At 50.1% G+C, this 21,047-nt stretch carries 23 protein-coding genes; all 23 read right to left on the reverse strand.

Going from position 1 to position 21,047, the window contains the following annotated elements; all coding sequences use genetic code 11:
• Positions 1 to 17: 17 nt before the first annotated feature.
• On the reverse strand, positions 18 to 713 hold the full coding sequence (locus HNQ47_RS02020) for a TVP38/TMEM64 family protein (RefSeq protein ID WP_183327018.1): 696 nt from the start codon (positions 711 to 713) through the stop codon (positions 18 to 20).
• A gap of 42 nt (positions 714 to 755) precedes the next feature.
• A complete protein-coding gene (atpC, locus tag HNQ47_RS02025) occupies positions 756 to 1,151 on the reverse strand; it encodes an ATP synthase F1 subunit epsilon (protein ID WP_183327020.1) in 396 nt (131 codons plus the stop codon).
• A gap of 6 nt (positions 1,152 to 1,157) precedes the next feature.
• Complete coding sequence (atpD, locus tag HNQ47_RS02030) at positions 1,158 to 2,561, reverse strand: F0F1 ATP synthase subunit beta (protein ID WP_183327021.1); 1,404 nt, start codon at positions 2,559 to 2,561, stop codon at positions 1,158 to 1,160.
• Positions 2,562 to 2,571: 10 nt separating this feature from the next.
• A complete protein-coding gene (gene atpG, locus HNQ47_RS02035; RefSeq protein ID WP_183327023.1) occupies positions 2,572 to 3,417 on the reverse strand; it encodes an ATP synthase F1 subunit gamma in 846 nt (281 codons plus the stop codon).
• Positions 3,404 to 4,939, reverse strand: coding sequence for a F0F1 ATP synthase subunit alpha (gene atpA / locus HNQ47_RS02040; protein ID WP_183327025.1), 1,536 nt, complete (start codon positions 4,937 to 4,939; stop codon positions 3,404 to 3,406). The genes atpG and atpA overlap by 14 nt, the downstream gene beginning before the upstream one ends.
• A 15-nt stretch (positions 4,940 to 4,954) precedes the next feature.
• Entirely contained in the window at positions 4,955 to 5,479 is a 525-nt protein-coding gene (gene atpH, locus HNQ47_RS02045) for an ATP synthase F1 subunit delta (protein ID WP_183327027.1), read from the reverse strand.
• Entirely contained in the window at positions 5,473 to 6,030 is a 558-nt protein-coding gene (atpF, locus tag HNQ47_RS02050; protein ID WP_246345994.1) for a F0F1 ATP synthase subunit B, read from the reverse strand. Before atpF ends, atpH begins: the two co-directional genes overlap by 7 nt.
• Positions 6,031 to 6,048: 18 nt before the next feature.
• Positions 6,049 to 6,291, reverse strand: coding sequence for an ATP synthase F0 subunit C (gene atpE / locus HNQ47_RS02055; protein WP_183327028.1), 243 nt, complete (start codon positions 6,289 to 6,291; stop codon positions 6,049 to 6,051).
• A gap of 20 nt (positions 6,292 to 6,311) precedes the next feature.
• On the reverse strand, positions 6,312 to 7,019 hold the full coding sequence (locus HNQ47_RS02060; RefSeq protein ID WP_183327030.1) for a FoF1 ATP synthase subunit A: 708 nt from the start codon (positions 7,017 to 7,019) through the stop codon (positions 6,312 to 6,314).
• Positions 7,020 to 7,454 (reverse strand): ATP synthase subunit I, encoded by a 435-nt coding sequence (locus HNQ47_RS02065; protein ID WP_183327032.1) that lies wholly within the window; start codon positions 7,452 to 7,454, stop codon positions 7,020 to 7,022.
• Positions 7,390 to 8,010, reverse strand: a complete 621-nt coding sequence (gene upp, locus HNQ47_RS02070) for a uracil phosphoribosyltransferase (protein WP_183327035.1) — start codon at positions 8,008 to 8,010, stop codon at positions 7,390 to 7,392. The genes HNQ47_RS02065 and upp overlap by 65 nt, the downstream gene beginning before the upstream one ends.
• Before the next feature lie 101 nt (positions 8,011 to 8,111).
• Positions 8,112 to 8,855, reverse strand: coding sequence for an MBL fold metallo-hydrolase (locus tag HNQ47_RS02075; protein WP_183327037.1), 744 nt, complete (start codon positions 8,853 to 8,855; stop codon positions 8,112 to 8,114).
• A complete protein-coding gene (gene dnaB / locus HNQ47_RS02080; RefSeq protein WP_183327039.1) occupies positions 8,845 to 10,194 on the reverse strand; it encodes a replicative DNA helicase in 1,350 nt (449 codons plus the stop codon). The genes HNQ47_RS02075 and dnaB overlap by 11 nt, the downstream gene beginning before the upstream one ends.
• A 1-nt stretch (position 10,195) precedes the next feature.
• Entirely contained in the window at positions 10,196 to 10,645 is a 450-nt protein-coding gene (gene rplI, locus HNQ47_RS02085; RefSeq protein ID WP_183327041.1) for a 50S ribosomal protein L9, read from the reverse strand.
• The gene (locus tag HNQ47_RS02090) at positions 10,626 to 12,590 is read right to left on the reverse strand and encodes a GGDEF domain-containing protein (RefSeq protein ID WP_183327043.1); all 1,965 of its coding nucleotides are present in this window, start codon (positions 12,588 to 12,590) and stop codon (positions 10,626 to 10,628) included. Before HNQ47_RS02090 ends, rplI begins: the two co-directional genes overlap by 20 nt.
• A 9-nt stretch (positions 12,591 to 12,599) precedes the next feature.
• Positions 12,600 to 13,466: a YybS family protein gene (locus HNQ47_RS02095; protein WP_183327045.1), complete on the reverse strand. Its 867-nt coding sequence runs from the start codon at positions 13,464 to 13,466 to the stop codon at positions 12,600 to 12,602.
• Positions 13,467 to 13,527: 61 nt separating this feature from the next.
• Complete coding sequence (gene rpsR, locus HNQ47_RS02100; protein WP_183327047.1) at positions 13,528 to 13,758, reverse strand: 30S ribosomal protein S18; 231 nt, start codon at positions 13,756 to 13,758, stop codon at positions 13,528 to 13,530.
• An 18-nt stretch (positions 13,759 to 13,776) separates the two neighbouring features.
• Positions 13,777 to 14,274, reverse strand: coding sequence for a single-stranded DNA-binding protein (locus tag HNQ47_RS02105; protein WP_183327049.1), 498 nt, complete (start codon positions 14,272 to 14,274; stop codon positions 13,777 to 13,779).
• 15 nt (positions 14,275 to 14,289) lie between these two features.
• Complete coding sequence (gene rpsF / locus HNQ47_RS02110) at positions 14,290 to 14,586, reverse strand: 30S ribosomal protein S6 (RefSeq protein WP_183327051.1); 297 nt, start codon at positions 14,584 to 14,586, stop codon at positions 14,290 to 14,292.
• Positions 14,587 to 14,680: 94 nt separating this feature from the next.
• A complete protein-coding gene (locus tag HNQ47_RS02115; protein ID WP_183327053.1) occupies positions 14,681 to 15,565 on the reverse strand; it encodes a putative ABC transporter permease in 885 nt (294 codons plus the stop codon).
• Position 15,566: 1 nt separating this feature from the next.
• Positions 15,567 to 16,811, reverse strand: a complete 1,245-nt coding sequence (locus HNQ47_RS10120) for a 2-hydroxyacyl-CoA dehydratase (protein ID WP_281378154.1) — start codon at positions 16,809 to 16,811, stop codon at positions 15,567 to 15,569.
• Positions 16,801 to 19,728 (reverse strand): acyl-CoA dehydratase activase, encoded by a 2,928-nt coding sequence (locus HNQ47_RS02125; protein ID WP_183327055.1) that lies wholly within the window; start codon positions 19,726 to 19,728, stop codon positions 16,801 to 16,803. Before HNQ47_RS02125 ends, HNQ47_RS10120 begins: the two co-directional genes overlap by 11 nt.
• A 162-nt stretch (positions 19,729 to 19,890) precedes the next feature.
• Positions 19,891 to 20,988, reverse strand: a complete 1,098-nt coding sequence (gene metK, locus HNQ47_RS02130; RefSeq protein ID WP_183327057.1) for a methionine adenosyltransferase — start codon at positions 20,986 to 20,988, stop codon at positions 19,891 to 19,893.
• Between the last annotated feature and the right edge of the window lie 59 nt (positions 20,989 to 21,047).

Raw genomic sequence — 21,047 nt, forward strand, 5'->3', positions numbered from 1 at the left:
CTGTAAAAAGGCTGAAACTAATTCTTTTTTTTTAAAAGTTTGTATTGGTTGACGGAAACAAGTACGATCAGCACGATCTGTGCCGCGATGGCCAAGACCATATAGAAATACTGACCGCGGATCAAAAAGTGACCAAGAAAACAATTCAATACGATCTGGATCCAGCTTGAGGCAGCGACGGCGGCGACAAAACCGCCGAACGTGATGTCCGAGCCCGATGCCACATAAGGAATGATGCCATTGGGGATCCCGGGAATCAAATTGGCTAAGCCGACCACAAACTTCGGATTCGCCATATTGATCTTTTCCATCAGCCACTGCGCTTTGTCATTTTCAAAAACGATGCCTAATCGTCCTTTTCCGAGCAGCTTCGCAAAACCAAACACCAATGCATTGCCGGCCACGAACCCCGCGTAGCAGATCAAAAAAGCATAGTACCATGAGTAAATGACACCCGCAGAAACTTGAATGACAATGCCTGGAATAAAGATACTGATCACTTGGATGACACTCAGCATAAAGACGGAAAAAACGCCTTTCCAAATGCCCTGTTCCCGGACATAGTGCGCGATCTGTGTTTCATCTTTGGTTTTGAGGACATCAAACAGCTTTATGAAGTAATCGCCGGAAAAATGCCAAATCAAGTACAGCAGGCCCAGTAAGACCAGCACAAAAACCAACCCGATCAATCTGTTTCCCGTCTTTTTCTTCATACAAACTCTCCTTTACAAACGAAAACCGAGTATGTACCCGGTTTATTTCATCTCATAAACATGAATACGGTTAATGGCACGTGCCAATGCCAAATTGGCCCGTTTCATATTCGTCAATGCGTCTTTCTTCTCGATCCGGTCACGCGCCCGCTGATAAGCCTGACGCGCACGTTCGATGTCGATTTCTTCCCTGCCTTCGATGGCATCGGTCAAGATCAGGCAATCGCCTTCGCCGTACTTCATAAAACCGCCCGAAAGTGCATATTCTTTTTTCGTACCGTCTTCGGCTGTCAAGATCAACGGACACGGCACCAAGGCCGCAAAGATCGGCACATGATGTTCCAGCACTGTCATTTCTCCTTCTGTTGACGCCAGGTGAACAGCGCTTGCGGTTTGTTTCATATAGACGCCGCGCGGCGTAACAACCTTGATTTCCATAGGCGGCTACGCCTCCAGCTTTTTCGCTTTTTCCGCTGCTTCTTCGACCGTACCGACCATCATGAACGCCTGCTCCGGCAGATCATCATAATCACCGTTCAGGATCTTCTCAAAGCTGTCGATGGTATCTTCCAACGGAACATACTTTCCGGAAATGCCCGAGAAGACTTCCGCAACATGGAACGGCTGCGAAAGGAAGTTACGGACACGGCGGGCACGGTTGACGATCTTCTTATCTTCCTCGCCCAATTCATCCATACCTAAGATAGCAATGATATCCTGCAGTTCTTTGTACCGCTGCAAAATGCTCTGCACGCCGCGGGCCACCTTATAATGCCGTTCTCCGACAACCAGCGGATCCAGGATACGAGAACTGGACTCCAGCGGATCAACGGCCGGATAAATACCCAATGCGGCAATACCGCGGTCCAATACGACCTTGGCATCCAGATGCGTAAAGGCTGTTGCCGGCGCCGGGTCCGTCAAGTCATCGGCCGGCACATAGACTGCCTGTACTGAAGTGATGGAACCATCCTTGGTCGACGTGATCCGCTCCTGCAGCTGGCCCATTTCGGTTGCCAGCGTCGGCTGATAACCGGCCGCGCTCGGGATCCGGCCCAATAAGGCACTGACCTCGGAACCCGCCTGCGTAAAACGGAAAATATTATCGATAAACAAGAGGACATCCTGATGTTCGACATCACGGAATTCTTCGGCCATGGTCAGGCCGGTCAGTCCGACACGCATGCGGGCACCCGGACTTTCATTCATCTGTCCGTAAACCAGCACGGTTTTATCTAGGACACCGCTCTCTTTCATTTCATTATACATATCATTGCCTTCACGCGTACGTTCACCGACACCGACGACGACAGATTTGCCGCCATGCTCCATGGCAATGTTATGGATCAGCTCCTGGATCAACACGGTCTTACCGACCCCGGCACCGCCGAACAAACCGATCTTGCCGCCTTTCATATACGGACATAATAAATCGATGACCTTGATACCCGTTTCCAGCGGTTCGCTCTTTGTGGATTGTTCATCAAAAGCCGGTGCTTCACGGTGGATCGGCCGATAGGTCACATCACCTTTCAGTTCGCCCAATCCGTCGATCGGACGGCCCAGGACATTAAACATACGGCCCAAGACTTCTTCACCCACCGGTGCTTTGATCGGGCTGCCAGTATCGATGGCTTTCATCCCGCGGACCAGACCATCGGTAGAGCCCATGGAAATGCAGCGTACCATATCCTGTCCGATTCCCTGCGCCACTTCCAATACCAGGCTGTCTTTTCCTTCCAGCGGTACTTCAATGGCGGTCAATAAATCGGGCAAACGATCCTCAGAAAACGCCACATCGACGACCGGGCCGATGACCTGTACTATTTTTCCTATATTCTGACTCATTCTTTCCCTCCTATGACAACGCGTTGGCACCGCCGACAATATCAATGATTTCATTGGTGATAGCGCTCTGACGAGCCTGGTTATAAGCCAGCGTCAGTTCATCTTTTAATTCATCTGCATTATCTGTTGCGGCCTCCATCGCCATGCGGCGGCTGGCCTGTTCGCTTGTCCGGCTTTCCAGATAACGTGAGTAAACCAGCGATTTGGCTGCCAGCGGCAGTACTTCCTTCAGCATCTCTTCTTCGCCCGGTTCATAAATCGTCAGCGCCCGGGACGGTTTTTCTTCCGTCTCTTTTTTGGCAGCCGGCAAAACGGTTTCCAGCCGCGGCTCAAAGGTCAGCGTATTTTTATAGTGTGTATAAAGAATTCGAACAGCTGAGATCTGTTCATTCATAAATAAGTGCAGTGCTTTTTCAACCACCTGGGAAAACCAATCGTACGCACCGTCTTTGGACAGATCCTCTGCCGCGTCTTCCAGGTCAATTTCCCGTGAACGCGCCCATGCACAGCCTTTGCTTCCGACCATGACCACATGATCGTCCGGCTGCACGATCTGTTCAAACAGCCGGAATACATTGGCATTGTAGGAGCCGCACAATCCCATATCACTCGTAAATACGATGATAAAGGAAGGCTTCCCTTCATTCTCTTGTAAAAACGGATTGTTTTTGTCTGCATGGGTCAGCGCAAAATTCAGTAAGCCGGCCATACCTTGTGCATATTCACGATTTTCTTCCATCGTCTTGCGCTGGCGGGTCAGCTCCGTGCTGGCCATCAGCTGCATGACACGGGTGATCTTCATCGTGGATTCAACCGAGCGGATGCGGTTTTTGATCGCCTGTCTACTCTGTGACATGCTGCGCACCCTCGGTTACGGCATACACTTCCCGATAGGCATCCAACGCGGTTTCCATCTGTTTCTGCAGATCATCGTCGATGACTTTCTTTGCCTCGATTTGATCAAGCACATGCGGATATTCGGAATGCATGAACTTCAGCATACCTGCTTCATATTCCGTGACTCGATCGACCTCGACGTCTTTCAGATATTCATGGTTCGCCGCAAACAGCGACATGACTTGCTCCGCTACCGACATCGGCTGATATTGTTTCTGCACCAATAAATGCTCCAGACGGGCACCATGGTCCAAGATCCGTTTTGTGGTCGCATCCAGATCGGAACCGAATTTCGCGAAAGATTCCATTTCATGATATTGTGCCAGGTCCAGTTTCAAAGAACCGGAAACCTGTTTCATTGCTTTGACCTGTGCCGCTGAACCGACACGGCTGACGCTCAGACCGCTGTCGACCGCCGGACGGATACCTTCGTTGAATAGATCCGTATTCAGGAAGATCTGACCGTCGGTGATTGAAATGACATTGGTCGGAATGTAAGCAGAAATATCACCGGCCTGCGTTTCGATGATCGGCAGGGCCGTCAGCGAACCGCCGCCGTATTCCTCCGACATCCTTGCCGCACGTTCCAACAGACGGGAATGCAAATAGAAGACATCGCCCGGATACGCTTCACGTCCTGGCGGTCTGCGCAGCAGCAGCGACATCGTACGATATGCGACCGCATGTTTACTTAAATCATCGTAAATGATCAGGACATCCTGTCCTTGTTCCATCCATTCCTCACCGATGGCACAGCCTGCATACGGGGCAATGTACTGCAGCGGGGCGGATTCGCTCGCGGTAGCGGCCACGATCGTAGTATAACTCATCGCACCGGCCAATTTTAATTTCTCTACAATTTGGGCAACGGTGCTGGCTTTCTGTCCGATGGCAACGTAAATACATTTCACATCGGTATCTTTCTGATTCAAGATCGTATCGATGGCGATGGCCGTCTTTCCAGTCTGACGGTCGCCGATGATCAGCTCACGCTGGCCGCGGCCGATCGGGATCATCGAGTCGATCACTTTCAGACCGGTCTGTAATGGGACCGATACGCTCTTACGGGTAATGACGCCCGGTGCGACTCGTTCGACCGGACGCGTCTTAGTGGTGTGGATCGGGCCTAAGCCGTCGATCGGTGCGCCCAATGCATTGACAACACGGCCGCACATTTCATCGCCCACCGGGACTTCGACGATATGACCGGTGCGTTTCACCGGATCGCCTTCTTTGATATCAGGGTTCTCCCCCAACAATACGACGCCGACATGCTCCTGCTCCAAGTTCATGACCATTCCGTAGATATCATGCGGGAACAACAGCAGTTCGCTCATCATCGCATTGCGAAGACCGTAAACCAACGCGATTCCGTCACCGATACTGATGACAGTGCCGCTTTCGGTCATCTCCAGGTCTTCATCCATATTTTCTATCTGCGCTTTGATCAGCTTGCTGATCTCTGCAGGATTTAACGCCATACGATCACCTGCTTCCTACTCTTTCTTCAATTCTTCTTTCATCGCTTCTACGCGATGTACAACCGTATTGTCCAACACAAACTGCTGCGTTTGCACACGCAAACCCGCAATCAAAGAAGGATCGACATGTACCGACAATTCTACGGTTTTGTTCATTTTCTGCGAAAGCACGTCCTTTAAACGGGTCCGTTCTTCCTCCGTCAGTTCCGAAGCGGAATCCACGCGCACAAACTCGACATTGCGGGCTTGATTGTACAAATTTACATACGCCGTATAGATTTCCGGAACGTACGCGGCAACATCGTGCGCATTGCACACGAATAAAAACCGCTGCAGCAGACCATCCTCCGGCACAATGGATGCCAGGATCTGCCGCTTCTGCGCCCGTTCGATCTTCGGATGTTTCAGGTACAGCACCAGATCCGGTGTGTCCTGCCACGTTTTTGATAATTCTTCCAGTGCCTTCAGATAGGCATCTTCCTGATGTCCATCCTGCGCGATCTCAAACAAGGCCTGACTGTACGGTGACACATCTACCATGTCTGATCGCCCGCCTGCTGAATGAAGTCATCCACAAACTTCCGCTGTGTTTTTTCATCCATCTCTTTGTCCACCAGCTTTTTCGCTGCTTCCATCGCTACATCACTGATGGCTGCTTTCATATCTTTCTGCGCCTGCCGCTTGTCGCGTTCAATTTCTTCCTGCGCCTGCTCTTTCAGACGGGCCGCCTCATTCTGTGCCTGTGCCAGAATGCGCTCCCGCTCTTCGTCTGCATCGTTGCGGGCCATAGCTAAAATGGCATGAGCTTCTTTGCCGGCACCGCGCATTTGTTCATCGTATTTATCTTTCTGCGCCTGTGCTTCAGCCTTCAAAGCTTCGGAAGAATCGATATTCTGCTGGATCAGATCCTGCCGTTTTTTGACAAAAGCGACGATCTTATCCCAGAAATATTTCTTTGCGAATAAGATGATCAAAAAGGTCGAAATCAAGACCATGATCATATCCGTCAAATTGATCCGCAAATAGTTATCGATATTTAATGTAAACGCCTTTTGTTCAAGCACCAGACAACCTAAGTTATATGGTACCAAAATTCTGATCTCCTTTGACTAAATGACAAAAATCAACAAAATGGCAATGATCAATGAGTAAATACCGGTCGTCTCGGCCAACGCAATACCCAAAACCATTGTCGACTGGATCTTGCCCTGTGCATCCGGATTCCGTCCGACAGCTTCCGCACCGCGGCTGGCTGCGATACCCTGACCGATACCAGGGCCCAATCCGGCGATCATTGCAATTCCGGCACCTAAACATGCCATACCTTTCACAAAATCTGCGTTGAATTCCATAATCTTGTCCTCCTATTCAACTATTCCTCTTGATCGGCAACTTGCTGGCCGATAAAGTAAGACGATAACGTAAAGAAAATAAAGGATTGAATACATCCTGAGAAAATATCAAAATACATATGCAGGAACGGCGTCACCGCAAATCCTAGGATACCAAACGGCATCGTATTGGCCATCAGCGTATAAACCAATGCCGTGATCAAATATCCGGCCAACATATTTCCGAACAAACGCATCGTCAGGGAAATGACCGGCGCCAGTTCACCGATGATATTCAGCGGGAACAGGAACCAGAACGGTTCCGCCAGTTCTTTCAGACGATTGACTAAACCGCCCTTTTTGATGCCATGATACTGCGTTGTCAGGAAAACACAGATTGCCAGTGTACCATTGAAACTGACGTTCGAGGTCGGATTCTGCCAGCCCAGCAGACCGACCAAATTGGCAGCCGCCATCATGAACAGCAGCGTACCGAAGACCGGCAGATAATGATACACTTTATCCTTCAGGTTATTGCCCGTGACATAGATTGCCAGATTCAGCATTTCTTCCGCTACATAGACCAGACCCTTGCTGGCTTTTGCCGGATCCGCACGATCGATTCGCTTTCCGGCCACATAGAAGAAGACCGCAAAAATAATGCACAGAGCAAACCAGACGAGAATAGACTGCGGAATGACCCATGTCCAGCTGCCTATCGTGATTTCTATATCACTGATATGGTTCATTCACTCCCCACCTTTCTGCCTATTTTGATACGTATAAATCAACAGCGATAATTTATGGCAGACAAACCCCGCCAACATCGCCAATACGGGAACATGCCGCAAAGCGCCCACTGCGAGCACAAGCGCATAGAACGCATAACGCAGCGCATAGCTGCCGCGCCCCATCTGACGTCCGTCTTCTCCGTTGTCCGGCAGCGACCGCACCATTCGGATGATCATCTCAAAGCCGGCCAGCGCCGTAAAAACACCGATCCAAACTCCGATAAACGTCCGGAAATCAAATACTGCGTAACAAATGCCGGAAACGATCAGACCGACTGCCAGCGTGAGCCGTGTCACACTTTGTTTCAGCTTCCGTAGATCGCTCATATTACTTGGTGCCGAAGATCCGGTCACCGGCATCGCCCAGACCCGGAACGATGTAGCCATTTTCATTCAAATGATCGTCCAAGGCTGCCAAATAAATATCCACATCCGGATGTGCCGATTCCACTGCCTTGACACCTTCCGGCGCGCCGACCAGGCACACCAGTTTGATGTTTTTGCATCCTTGCTTTTTGACCATATCGATGGCCGCAATGCTGGAACCGCCGGTCGCCAGCATCGGATCGACGATGATCGCCAGGGAATCCGCAAAAGCCGGCGGATATTTTTCAAAATACGGATGCGGCTCTAGTGTTTCCTCATCCCGGTACATTCCAATGTGTGCCACTTTGGCGGTCGGGATCAGATCCATGATGCCTGAAACCATGCCTAATCCGGCACGCAGGATCGGTACAACAACCACCTTGGTCGCGAGTTCCTGTCCGGTGTATTTGGTGATCGGTGTTTCAATGTCAACCGAGTGCAGCGGCAGATCCCGCGTTACTTCATAAACCATCAGTCCGCCGATTTCATCTAAGTTCTGGCGGAAATCTTTGGTTCCGGTTTCTTTATTCCGCATGATCGTCAGCTTGTGGCAGATCAGCGGATGATCAATGATCGTCAACATAAACTCTCTGCTCCTTTAATCAATATCATTACCATTCTAACATTCTGACTTCGGATTGTCACCTATTCCAGCCATGAAAAAAGGTATCTGTACCGATACCTTTATTCACCGATCGTCGTAATTTCAAACTGTTCTGCCGCCTGTAAATGAAAGCTGTTCATCGGCAGATCGCGGCGGGCAAATTGATCCTTGACCGCCTGCAGCGCCAGCTGCGGATGATTGGCTTCCTGACTGAGATGCGCCAGGACAATATCCTTCGTACGGTCATTGATCAGTTCGGTTAAATAATGACCGGCATCTTCATTGTTCAGATGACCATTATCGGATAAGATCCGCTGCTTGACAAACATTGGCCGGCGGGTCTGCATCAGCTTGGCAATATCATGGTTGCTTTCAAAAATATAATGACCGGCATCGGTCAAGTACGTTTTTTCATCGTTGGGCACATAACCGGTATCGGTGATATAAACGAGTTTATCGGTCGGGGATTCGATCACATAGCCGCATGTCTTCGGTGCATCATGCGACAGTCCGATGACCCGGATATGAAATAAGCCGATATCAAATTCACTCAGCGGCTGCACGACATGATGCACATCCACATCATCCAGGTCGCAGTAGGAATAAACCGGCAGGTGCCGGACCATCTTCAGCTGTTTGATATGATCCGTATGCGTGTGCGTGATCAGCACCGCATCCGTGTCTTCCAGCTGCACATTGGCTTTGGTCATTGCCTGTGTCAGATATTTTTTGGTTGAACCACAGTCGATCATCAGCTGCGTATTCCCTTCGCGGACCACAGCACAGTTGCCTTTCGACCCGCTGCATAATAAATCAATGCGCATAGACATCATCTCCGCCCGTATTTTTCAAGCTTGTAAAGCGCGATATTTTCTTTTCAAAAGCCAGATCGATCTGTCCGATCGCACCGTTGCGGTGTTTTGCCAGATTGACCTGTACTACTTCCGTATCCGATGGTTCTTCATTGTCCCGGTCATAGTAGCCGGCACGATAAAGAAACATAACAATATCGGCATCCTGTTCGATGGAGCCGGACTCACGTAAATCGGACAGCTGCGGCCGGTGATCCGGACGTTCTTCCACCTTACGCGAAAGCTGAGAAAGCGCCACGACCGGACAATTCATCTCTTTTGCCAGGATCTTCAAGTTACGCGAAATATAGGAAACTTCCTGCTGACGGGAATCCGAACGGATCGGCCCGGTGATCAGCTGCAGATAGTCGATCACGATCAGGGACAGAGAGCCTTCTTCGCTCTGCAGTTTGCGGCATTTGGAAAAGATCTCCGGAATGCGCACGCTGCTGGTATCGTCGATAAAAATATGCCGCTCGGAAAGCAGGCTGCCGGCCGCATTGACGCTGGATGTTTCACTGTCGCTGATCCGCGCGCTGCGGATCTTCTCCGACGGGACCTGGCTTTCACAGCTCAAAAGCCGCATCATCAGCTGATCGGCCGGCATCTCCAGAGAAAACAGCGCGACGGCACCGTCGTTGCGCTTGGCAACCTGATTGACAAAATTCAGTGCCAGTGCGGATTTTCCCATGGCCGGACGAGCGGCCAAAATAATCAGGTCGCCGCGCTGAAAGCCATTGGTCATACGATCCAGATCCGTATAACCAGTCTTGATACCGACCACACCATGGTGGTTTTTCAGCCGGCTCATATTCGTCAGCACGCGGCTGACCACTTCACGGCTCGATTCAAATTCGCTGCCGCGGCGGTCCCGTGTCACATCCATGATGTTCTTTTCAGCTTCATCAAGGATCTCATCCATATCATCCGCTTCATAACAGTCATTGATGATTTCTTCCGAGACTCGGATCAAACGGCGCAGCTGGGCCTTGTTTTTAATGATCTCAATATTGGTGTGTACGGTGGCCGATGAAATCGCAAAATCTGCCAGCCCGAGCACATAATCTGCGCCGCCGGCTGCCGGCAGTTCTTCATGGCTGCGAAGACGATCGACGACCGTCGTCGTATCGACCGCATACCCTTGCTCATGCAGTGCTTCAATGCAGCGATACAACGTCTGATGCGCCGGAACATAAAATTCCTCGGCTTTCAGATCCATATCCATGCAGGCCGTCATCGCGTCAGGGTAGATCATCAAAGCCCCCAGGACAGCTTTTTCCATGTCCTGGCTGTTGGGTAATTCCTGCGCCATATTAATCCTTCTGACGGACGCGGACGATGATCTCGCCGATCACCTGATTGCGGTACAGATCCACTTTGACCTTGGTCGTGCCCAATGACGAGATCGCCTGCTCCATCTTGATCTTCCGCTTATCGACCGCAATGCCTTTTTCATGCAGCGCTTCAGCAATCTGCTTAGAGGAAACGGAACCGAATACTTGTCCGTCTTTACCAGCGTTCAAAGAGAACTCCAACGGCATGTTCTTCAGTTTTTCGGCTGTCTCTTCCGCTTCGGCCTTCTTCTGTGCTTCTTCTTTTTCACGTTCTTTCAATTGGGCATTTAATACCTTTTTTGCGCCCTCGGTATACGCCACGGCCAGATGACGTTTGATCAAATAGTTGCGGGCATACCCGTCACTGACCTCTTTCACTTCGTCTTTTTTACCAACATTTCGTACATCTTTAAGCAGAATGACTTTCATGTTCTTCCTCCTGTAATATATTCAACAATTCTTGTTTGAGCTCTTCCGGTTTCAAGTCGCCGCGCTCCACGGCTGCGGCGCTGAAATGACCGCCGCCCTGCAGCTTTTCAATGACTTTCTGCACGTTGAAATCGCCCGCCCCCCGGGCACTCAAAGCGGTGACCCGTGTTTTGCCTTTTAAAGGCGCCATCGCAAAGGCGGCCTGACAGCCTTGAATGGACAGCAGCGTATCCGCTGTCGTCGCTAACATGGTCTTTTCCACCGGTGTATCGGTGCACATGATCATGAACCGGCCGTCGACTACTTTCGCCTCCGATAATAATTTATTTTTAATATTGAAATCTTCCCAATCGATGGTCAGGGCCTTTTCTGCTTCTTTGGCATTTGCGCCCCATGAACGCAGTGCCGCCGCTGCCTCGAAGGTCCGCGCATCGGTATGCATCTTGAAACGGTTGGTATCGACGATGATGCCCAAATACATGATCGTCGCCTCGGTTTCATAGATCGGCACATGATTCGGAATGATCTGTAAAAGTTCGGTGATCAACTCACACGTCGAACTTGCGGTACTTTCGACATAAGAAAGCATCGTGTGCTTCACAAATTGTTCATTCTTGCGATGATGATCGATCACGATAATATTCTTGCAGGTATCGATGAAATCCTTGGCACTGGAAATAGCCGGGATGGCATGATCGACCATGATCAGCAAGTCGCGGTCATAATCAATTTGATCTGCTGCTTCCAGCGGCGAAATGAAAGTATGCCGTTCGCGGATCGTCTTTTTATACCGCTGCATCATCAACGTCAGCTGATCATCCCAAGGCACGCCGTCCAATACAATGAACACTTTCTTGCCCAATGCCCGGCACCAGCCGGATACGGCCAAAGCCGCGCCCATACAGTCAAAATCCGTCACCGTGTGACCGGCAATATAAACATTTTCGGCATCGCGGACAGCTCCTTGAATGGACTGGGCCATGGTATGGACACGGACCTTAGATCGTGACGAACTGTTCTCACTGTTGCCGCCGACAAACTGCGCCCGCCCTTTCGCGTTGCGGAAGGCGACCTGATCGCCGCCGCGGCTCTGCGCCAGCTCCAGCAGCTCGCTGACCATCGAATCCAGCTCATTAAAGTCCTCGGTCCCATAAGCAAAAGCCATGCTTAAAGTGATCGAAACATCTAAATTGTGTGCTTCGTCTTTTACGATCTGTAAAATAGTAAAATTGTCTTTTCGGATTTTTTCGAATAAGCCTTGATTTAAAACAACGAAAAAGCGGTCCGACCGGAACCGTCGGATAAGCATACCGTTGTCATGGGCCCATTTAAGGATCGGCGCCCGCAGATGGGTGTTGATTTGTTCCATCAAGGCTTCATTTTCATACGACTGGTATTCGACATAATTGTCCAGCTGAATGATGCCGACTACCGTGCCGCTGTTCATATATTTTTGTGATAAATTCTGATAATTCGTAATATCTTTTACATAAAGAATGTTGGAATCGGCTTTCCGCATGATCTCATAGGCACTGTTATCGGCGTAACCGACAATATAATCGACTTCTTCCTCAAACAGATCGCGGATCTCACGGATCCATGACGTCAGCTGATGATTGACCAGGTCGATGCCCCGTTCTTTGAAAAACGGCGACTGCCAGGTCACGGTATATTCGTCGTTGTATGTCAGGATGCCGCCATTTCCGAAGCTCAGTGCATCTTTGGCATCCTTGCCCAGCACCCGGGAAATATCCAGTTCGGTTTGTACCCCGTATCGGCGGACATCCTGCCACAATTGCGAAAACGCAAGCGCAAGAACAGCCGTTACAACGATAAATAAGATGCCGGCTTTTGTTTGGTGATCCAGAAATAAAAGAATGATGCCGACCGCAGCCATGACTGCGCCGACGCTCGCCAAGATCAACCACTTACGATATTGTTTCATACTGCAACCTCAACTCTGTTTCAAGTAATTCTTCCGGATCTGCAAAAGACAGTCCATTTCTCCTGACAAGATCCATAAAATCTGCAAAACTGGAATAAATGCACCTAAGATGGCCAGCGGCGCCCGCTTCCGGCTGCCTTTCCGTACGGTCAGCGTCATAAAATAAACGACCCCGTAAAAGTCCAGTGCCATCGCATCAAGGAACAGCGCCGCCTGTACCGCCGTCTGCCATTCCGGAGATAATTTTACCATACTTTGTCCGAAAAAGTAGACTAGCCAGATCACAAGCGAAACGATGCCGACCCAGCGCGGGCTTTCGATCGAATCGATCCCGTTCAGCGGCCGCATGGCGATCCGCAGCCGGGTACAGAGCAGGATCCCCACCAAATGGATGCACAGCGCCTCCAGCAGCGCCATGGCGACCACCACCGCCAGAACAAACGCATCCCAGCGGACAGATGGAAAATATTGAACGATCATCTTGAAATCGGACATCAGATCCAGATCAAAGACCGCTGCCCATAAGTACACCATCAAAATCGTAGACACGAAGCTGATCAGAAAAACCAGCAGGAAATTCACGCTGTTTTTCTGCCTGCGGAAGACACCGCTGCCATAGACATATCCGCTTAAGATCGACAGCCAGCTATAAAACCAAGTGGTGAAGCCCCCGAATAAAAATGTCATCAGGCACATGGCCAAAGCCGCAATACCGGCCACTTTAGCACCGTACATCGCTGTATAAACAAGGATCGGCAGCACGAAGAGCCAGGAAGCAGACGATTCGATCATCAGGCCGGTCTGCTGATTCAAAAACAGCAGAAGTCCATAGATGGCGCAGACCATAGCTCCGCGCGTCAGCTGTTGTGTGTTCATACCCCGTATTTTAGCACAAAAGTGCAGAAACACGAAAAAAACGCATCATTGATGCGTTTGATTAGTCTACGACATACGGCAATAAAGCCATTTGACGGGCACGTTTGATTGCTTTAGCCAACATTCTCTGATATTTGGCACGCGTTCCGGTCACACGTCTCGGAATGATTTTTCCGTTGGCGTTGATGAAGCGCTTCAACAATTCAACGTCTTTATAGTCGATTTCTTTGATTTTATTCTTGGTAAAGTAGCAGACTTTTTTACGTCCCATCCGTTGTTTTCTGAATGCCATCTTTGTTCTTCCTTTCTGTTAAAACGGTAAATCATCACTGGCAATATCCAGTGTATCATTCTGATCATCCGAAAAATCCTCGAACGAATTGTTCTGTGCCGGCTGCTGGAAGTTCTGGGAACTATTCTGGGAACGATTATCGGAACGATAGTTGTTCGCATAATTGTTTCCGCTCTGCTGATAGCCGGTATTGGCTGAACTGCGGGAATCCAGGAACTGTACGCTTTCTGCCACGACCTCCGTCACATAGACGCGCTGGCCCTGGTTATTTTCGTAGTTCCGGGTCTGGATGCGGCCTTCGACCGCACACATCGAACCCTTGTGCAGATATTGTGCCATCAGTTCTGCCGTCTTGCTCCAGGCAACGCAGTTGATAAAATCGGCATCCGGCTGTCCCGGCTGCGGCGATCTGCGTCCGACGGCCAGCGTAAAGGACAATACGCTCGTGCCGCTCTGCGTCCGGCGCAATTCAAGATCTCTTGTTAAACGTCCGATTAATACTACACGATTGACCATAGTTCTATCCTCGAATTACTTCTTTTCGTCTTCGGTCTTTAAGACCATGATACGAATGACATTGTTGCTGATATGAGCCATACGCTGGAATTCCGCAACGCCGGCATTGTTTGCCGTCGCATTGATGACCGCATAGTGGCCCTTCTTCATATGATCGATTTCATAAGCGAAATCTTTGACGCCCCAGTCATCGAATTTATCGATGGTACCGCCGTTTTCCGTGATCGTGCTGTTCAGACGGTCAGCGACTTTCTGGAATTGATCGTCATCTAATGAAGCTTTTACAATGTACATAATTTCATATTTTTTCATGTGTACACCTCCCTTTGGACTATTGGTTTCTTATAAAAAGAAACAGGGCAAGCTTGCACTTGCTCTGCTATTCTATCATCTTTGCCGGATGGAATCAAATTTTTTCATGCTTTTCTGAAATGAGCGCTTCTGCCCGTTCGACGGCATCCGCATACTCCTCAACATACACAAAATCCGGGTAATTCCGAGCTGGATGTTTTTGTTTTTCCTGCTCCAGCTGCGCTAGTTCCTGCTGCAGACGGCCGACCAATTCCCGGATATCCGAATTGTAATCCATCCAGGTCGAAAACTTCCGGTCATCCAGTTTGTCGATCTCTCGGTCAATGCTTGCCAGCTGCGTTTTGGCATCGTACATCATGGCTGCCCGTTCGATTTCCACCTTCTGAAGTAAGTCATCCCGACCATACGCCGTTTCATCACGTTCTTTGTCAAACGCTTCGTTTTTCTGATCCCGGCGGTCTTTGACATCCTGCCGCAGGCGCTGCAGACGTTCGCTGCGCAGATCCTGATCCGATGCAAAATGATCCATGCACTGTTTCAGATCTTTCTGCACACCTTCAGTCAGGTGCCGGTAGATCGTAAGCCGATAAAGAGTATAAATCAAATCAGCAGCCATCACGATCCAAAGCATACCTAAATAAGGGTTCGCTTCCGGGATCACATAGACCATGGCCAGCCCAAATACACCGTAGGCCAGAACTGCCGATAAATGAAAGCCCTGCTGCCAGCGGACGTGCGACCATAAAGCTGCGATCAGATTCAATCCTTCTTTGACCACAGCGATCAGGGTCGCTGCCAATACGAAGACCACGATGGGTTCACCGGCCAGCGGTTTTAAGAAAGCCGCACAGCCGTAAGCCAGGATCCACGGTCCGCGCATCAGCCCGCGGTTGGTCCAACGTTTTGACTTCCAGGTCATATAAGTGCTTTCGCACAGCCATCCTAACAAGGCATTCCACACAAACGCAGCGGCCGTCATATCAGTTCTGCTCCTGCATTCTTGCGTTTAATTTGGCGTTGGCCATCATTAAACGGATGCGATTTTCCTGGTTGACGTGCGAGGCGCTTGGATCAAAGTCGATCGGTGCGATATTGGCATTCGGGTATTCCTGCTTGATCTTATGCGTCATCCCTTTGGCGACAATATGATTCGGCAGGCAGCCAAACGGCTGGCACATGATGACGTTGGTCACACCGGACTGGATCAAGGAGACCACTTCGCTGGTCAGCAGCCAGCCCTCGCCCATCTTGACACCTGGATCAATAAACGGCCGGCCGGCCCGGATCACTTCGCTGAAATCATCCGGTGCCACAAAAGTCCCATCCTGTTTCACTGCATCGCGGAAGGTCTTCTGCATGCGCATGACCACATCTTTGGCGATCTGATAGATGCCCCAGCTTTTAGAATGCATATGGTAATACTTATAGTCGATCAGGCCGTTTTCGATCGAATAAAGCACAAAATCCATGACGCCGGACAGAACGGGCTCAAAGCCTTCCTGCATCAGATAGTCCTCTAAGTGCTGGTTGCCCAGCGGGGAGTATTTCATATAGATCTCACCGACAATACCGACGCGGATCTTCGGTTCTTTGGTCCGTTCGATGGCTTTCATGCGGTCGATCATATCCCGATAGATCTTCTTCGATTTGCGATAGCCGCCATTTTCAAACGAGACCATCAGCTCATCGACCATCTCATCGATGACACGCATTGTTTCGCCTTTATGTACTTCATAAGGCATCACTTGGTTCTTCAGCCACATCAGTGCATCGCCGTACAAAGCGCCATAGATCGTACGCATGATCAGCGGCAGGTCCATTTCCACCCCGCTGTCTTTTTCCAGACCGGAAAAGTTCAGCGACAGCACCGGGATATAGTCCCAGCCTTCCCGTTCCAATGCTTTTCGCAGCAAGGATAAATAATTGCTGGCGCGGCAGCCGCCGCCGGTCTGCGTGATGGCCAGAGCGACATGATCCAGATCGTATTTACCGCTTTTCAGCGCATCGATAAATTGTCCGATCACCAACAAGGCCGGATAGCACATATCGTTATGCACATGCGCCAGCCCTTCCTCGCGGATATTGTCGTTGTCAGTATCCAATACTTCGATGTGATAGCCGTTTTTTTCAAAGATCGGTTTGAAAAATTTGAAGTGGATCGGCAGCATGCTCGGTACCAAAATCAAATGATCGGCTTTCATGTCGGACGTAAATTTAGTGTACATGCTGCTCTTCCTCCTTTTGCTGCTCAATGGCACCTTTCAGCGAACGCAGGCGGATCCGCACAGCGCCCAGGTTATCTACTTCATCGATCTTGATCTGCGTGTAGAACTTACCGGAAGCTTTCAGGATCTCTTTCACTTCATCGGTCGTGACCGCATCGATGCCGCAGCCGAAGCTGACCAGCTGGATCAGATGCATATCATCATTCTCGCAGACATAATGCGCCGCTTGATAAAGCCGTGCGTGATAGGTCCATTGATTCAGGACATTGGTGGTGTGCGGCTGCTGGCGCGGCACGCTCTCCTCACTTAAGACCACGAAACCCAATTGAGTAAGCAGCTGATGGATCTGGTGGTTGACCAGCGGATCAAGATGATACGGACGGCCGCATAAGACTGCCATTGGTAAATTGTGTTCGCGGGCATAAAGGACCGCATCCTGGTGTTTCAGACGCAGCTGTTCATGGAACAGTTTATAGTCATTGGCACCGGCATGCAGGGCGATCTGCACGTCGTGTTTCCGGAATTTGATGCCGGCTTTTTCAAAATGCAGGCAGAACGCTTTCACAAAGGTCTTTTCATCGTCAAAGCTCAGGAACGGGGAAACAAATTTGGTTTCTTCCATGTCCATGTTGTTTTCGATGACCTGCGGGTAATACGCGACGACCGGACAGTTGTAGTGATTCTGCGACTGTTTTTCATCCACATTGTACGTCATGCATGGATAGAAAATATAGTCCACTTTCTGGTCGATCAGTTCCTGAATGTGGCCATGGACCAGTTTGGCCGGGAAGCAGGCCGTATCGCTCGGGATCGTCTGCTGACCGCGCTGGTACGTTTCCTGGGTGCTTGGCTTGCTCCAGATGATTTCATAGCCCAGGGAATCAAAGAACCGTGACCAGAACGGAAGCAGGTCATAATTGTTCAGGACCAGCGGCATGCCGATCTTTTTCTCATGATGATATTTCTTTTTGATGTCCTCGAACATCTGGGTCTTGATCTTATACATATCCGGCAGATCTTCATGGCGGGACTTCGTGACGATCATCTTATCGCACTTGTTGCCGGCAATCAGACGGGTGCCGTCATTAAAGGTATTGATGGTCAGCGAGCAATGATTGCTGCAGCCCTGACAGGCAACGGAACGGGCCGTATGGCTGAAGTTCTCCAGCTGTTCGCGATTCAGGATGGCGCTTGGGGTCCGATGCAGTTTCTGTGCATACAGCGCAGCTCCGTAGGCGCCCATCAAATGCGCGATGCTCGGCCGGATGACTTCCAGATCCAGCTCCTGCTCAAATGAACGTAAGACCGAATCGTTTTGGAACGTACCGCCCTGCACGACGATGTGCTTGCCGATATCGTCTTTGTTCCGGGCACGGATGACCTTATACAAGGCATTTTTGACGACCGACCGACATAATCCGGCACTGATATCTTCAACGGTCGCACCGTTTTTCTGCGCCTGCTTGACGCCGCTGTTCATGAAGACCGTACAACGGGTCCCCAGATCGACAGGGTGCTTGGATTTCAGGCCCAGTTTCGCAAATTCCTTGGCATCATAGCCCAGCGAATTGGCAAACGTTTCAATAAAGGAACCGCAGCCGGAGGAACACGCTTCGTTGAGCACGATGTCATCGATATGACCGTCTTTGATCTTAAAGCATTTGATGTCCTGACCGCCGATATCCAGAATATAGTCGACATCCGGATTGAATTTCTTTGCGGCTGTATAGTGAGCCAGTGTTTCAACGACGCCGCCGTCCAAATGGAACGCCGTGCGCATCAGCTCCTCACCGTATCCTGTCGAATAGGCACCATAGATCCGGATATCCGGATTGGTATCGTAAATGGTTTTTAGATCATGCAGCACGACATCCAGCGGATTGCCTTTATTGGAGGAGTAGGAATCATAAAGGATATCGCCGTTCTCCGCGATCAAAGCCAGTTTTGTCGTCGTCGATCCAGAGTCCACACCGAGGTAGGCTTTTCCGGTGTAGGATTTCAAATCGGCATATTTCGCATCGTGCGATTGATGGCGGGCGACAAACGCATCATAGTCTGCCTTCGTTTCAAACAACGGTTTGCTTTCGGACATTTCTACAGGCGTATTGACCAGTTCTTCCAACGTACCCTCGATCGATTCACGGGTAAATTCCTGATCCGCGCACAATGCCGTACCCAAGGCCACATAATGGATCGCGGTGTCCGGGCAGTTGATCTGCTCATCCTCCAGCTTCAATGTTTCCTGGAATCGTTTACGCAGACCGCTCAAGAAATAGAGCGGACCGCCCAAGAACAGCAGATTGCCCTCGATCTTCCGTCCCTGCGCCAGCGATGTGATCGTTTGTCCGACCACCGCCTGGAAAATGCTCGCACATAAATCCGCTTTATCGACGCCTTGGTTGATCAGCGGCTGAATATCGGATTTCGCAAATACACCGCAGCGGCTGGCGATCGGATAGATCCGATGATAGTGCAGACTGGCTTCATTCATTTCTTCAAGGCTCATGTTCAGCAGCTGAGCCATTTGGTCGATGAACGCTCCCGTACCGCCGGCACATGTGGAATTCATCCGCTGTTCGATGCTGCCGCGGAAGAATAAAATCTTGGCATCTTCACCGCCCAGTTCGATCGCACAGTCGGTTTCCGGGAAGAATTTCTTCGTAGCGACCGCACTGGCAAATACTTCCTGCACAAACGGCAGTCCGGATTGTTCGCATAAGCCGATGGCACCGGATCCGCTGATCGCAAACGTGAACGGTTCTTTGGTGAACTTGCGCAGTTCAATGATCTTATCCAGCGCTTTCTGACGCGCTTGGGCCTTGTGCCGTTCATAGCTTCGGTAACAAATATTATTTTCATCGTCCAGGACCACTGCCTTGATCGTGGTGCTGCCGATGTCAAATCCGATATGATACATAAATCCTACCTCCATCTGATAATTGATTATTATACTCAATTCTCAGTAAATTGCCCCTTTAACGAACTTGTAAAAAAGAAAGCGGGCTTTCCCGCTTTCCATTATAACAAATCTCTTGCGCAAACCTTCTGTTTTTTGCCCGATTGCAGATCGATCTGCACGTTATTCACTTAAAGTCTTGATTTGTTCCCAAGGGAACTGCGGATCACCAAAGTGTCCGTAGCAGCTGGTCTTGCGGTAGATCGGACGGCGCAGATCCAGCTCTTTGATAATATTGCCGACATTGAAGTTGAAGTTTTTCTTCACGATATCCAGAATTTCTTCATCGGATTTTGCGCCGGTGCCGAATGTATCGACACAGATCGATACCGGTTCCGATTTTCCGATCGCATAGGCAACCTGTACTTCCGCACGGCGGGCTAAATGATTGGCAACGATGGATTTTGCGACATACCGTGTGTAGTAAGCCGCACTGCGGTCGACTTTCGTCGGATCTTTACTGGAGAAGCATCCGCCGCCGATATGACCGCGTCCGCCGTATGTATCGCAGACGATCTTCCGTCCGGTCGTACCAGAATCGCCGAAGGAGCCGCCGACAACGAAACTGCCGGATGGGTTGATCAAATACTTGGTGTTTTCATCCAACAACTTCGGATCGATGCTCGGTTTGATCACTTCATTCATCACCAGTTCACGGACTTGTTCCTGTGTAACATCTGCCGCATGCTGGGTAGAAACGACGATCGTATCAATTCGTTTGATCTCATCGTTTTCATATTCAACCGATACTTGCGTCTTGCCGTCCGGGCCCAATACATCCGGATGGGCGCGGCGAACCTTGGTCAGACGACGTGCCAGTAAATGGGCATAGTAGATCGGCAGCGGCATGTACTCCTTGCTTTCATCGCAGGCATAACCGAACATGATGCCCTGGTCGCCGGCACCGATATGATCATCGGCATTGACCGCATTGTGGATCTCCGGACTCTGCTGGTTGACGACGACCGTTACATGATAATCTTCGTTATAGCCGATCTTGCGGATCGTATCCAAAGCGATCTTTTCATAGTCCAGTTTTGCCTTGGTGTTGGCTTCGCCGTAGATCAATACGAAATCGTCTTTGATCGTTGCCTCAACGGCCATATTCGAATACGGGTCTTGTTCCAAAGCGGCATCCACGATGGAATCAGCGATCATATCGCAGATTTTGTCCGGATGTCCTTCGGTCACGCTCTCACTGGTAAAAATGTAGTTTTTCATTCTGCTCCTCCTCTGTTACAAAAAAACATACTTCAAGAAGTATGTGGCGTATGCATTAT

The organism is Catenisphaera adipataccumulans, assembly GCF_014202755.1.
Lineage (GTDB): Bacteria > Bacillota_I > Bacilli_A > Erysipelotrichales > Erysipelotrichaceae > Catenisphaera > Catenisphaera adipataccumulans.

Coding starts and splice junctions, on each gene's coding strand:
- HNQ47_RS02020 (WP_183327018.1), bottom strand. CDS start 713: ATGAAGAAAAAGACGGGAAACAGATTGATCGGGTTGGTTTTTGTGCTG.
- atpC (WP_183327020.1), bottom strand. CDS start 1,151: ATGGAAATCAAGGTTGTTACGCCGCGCGGCGTCTATATGAAACAAACC.
- atpD (WP_183327021.1), bottom strand. CDS start 2,561: ATGAGTCAGAATATAGGAAAAATAGTACAGGTCATCGGCCCGGTCGTC.
- atpG (WP_183327023.1), bottom strand. CDS start 3,417: ATGTCACAGAGTAGACAGGCGATCAAAAACCGCATCCGCTCGGTTGAA.
- atpA (WP_183327025.1), bottom strand. CDS start 4,939: ATGGCGTTAAATCCTGCAGAGATCAGCAAGCTGATCAAAGCGCAGATA.
- atpH (WP_183327027.1), bottom strand. CDS start 5,479: ATGGTAGATGTGTCACCGTACAGTCAGGCCTTGTTTGAGATCGCGCAG.
- atpE (WP_183327028.1), bottom strand. CDS start 6,291: ATGGAATTCAACGCAGATTTTGTGAAAGGTATGGCATGTTTAGGTGCC.
- HNQ47_RS02060 (WP_183327030.1), bottom strand. CDS start 7,019: ATGAACCATATCAGTGATATAGAAATCACGATAGGCAGCTGGACATGG.
- HNQ47_RS02065 (WP_183327032.1), bottom strand. CDS start 7,454: ATGAAAATGGCTACATCGTTCCGGGTCTGGGCGATGCCGGTGACCGGA.
- upp (WP_183327035.1), bottom strand. CDS start 8,010: ATGTTGACGATCATTGATCATCCGCTGATCTGCCACAAGCTGACGATC.
- HNQ47_RS02075 (WP_183327037.1), bottom strand. CDS start 8,855: ATGCGCATTGATTTATTATGCAGCGGGTCGAAAGGCAACTGTGCTGTG.
- dnaB (WP_183327039.1), bottom strand. CDS start 10,194: ATGGCGCAGGAATTACCCAACAGCCAGGACATGGAAAAAGCTGTCCTG.
- rplI (WP_183327041.1), bottom strand. CDS start 10,645: ATGAAAGTCATTCTGCTTAAAGATGTACGAAATGTTGGTAAAAAAGAC.
- HNQ47_RS02090 (WP_183327043.1), bottom strand. CDS start 12,590: ATGAAACAATATCGTAAGTGGTTGATCTTGGCGAGCGTCGGCGCAGTC.
- HNQ47_RS02095 (WP_183327045.1), bottom strand. CDS start 13,466: ATGAACACACAACAGCTGACGCGCGGAGCTATGGTCTGCGCCATCTAT.
- rpsR (WP_183327047.1), bottom strand. CDS start 13,758: ATGGCATTCAGAAAACAACGGATGGGACGTAAAAAAGTCTGCTACTTT.
- HNQ47_RS02105 (WP_183327049.1), bottom strand. CDS start 14,274: ATGGTCAATCGTGTAGTATTAATCGGACGTTTAACAAGAGATCTTGAA.
- rpsF (WP_183327051.1), bottom strand. CDS start 14,586: ATGAAAAAATATGAAATTATGTACATTGTAAAAGCTTCATTAGATGAC.
- HNQ47_RS02115 (WP_183327053.1), bottom strand. CDS start 15,565: ATGACGGCCGCTGCGTTTGTGTGGAATGCCTTGTTAGGATGGCTGTGC.
- HNQ47_RS10120 (WP_281378154.1), bottom strand. CDS start 16,811: ATGTACACTAAATTTACGTCCGACATGAAAGCCGATCATTTGATTTTG.
- HNQ47_RS02125 (WP_183327055.1), bottom strand. CDS start 19,728: ATGTATCATATCGGATTTGACATCGGCAGCACCACGATCAAGGCAGTG.
- metK (WP_183327057.1), bottom strand. CDS start 20,988: ATGAAAAACTACATTTTTACCAGTGAGAGCGTGACCGAAGGACATCCG.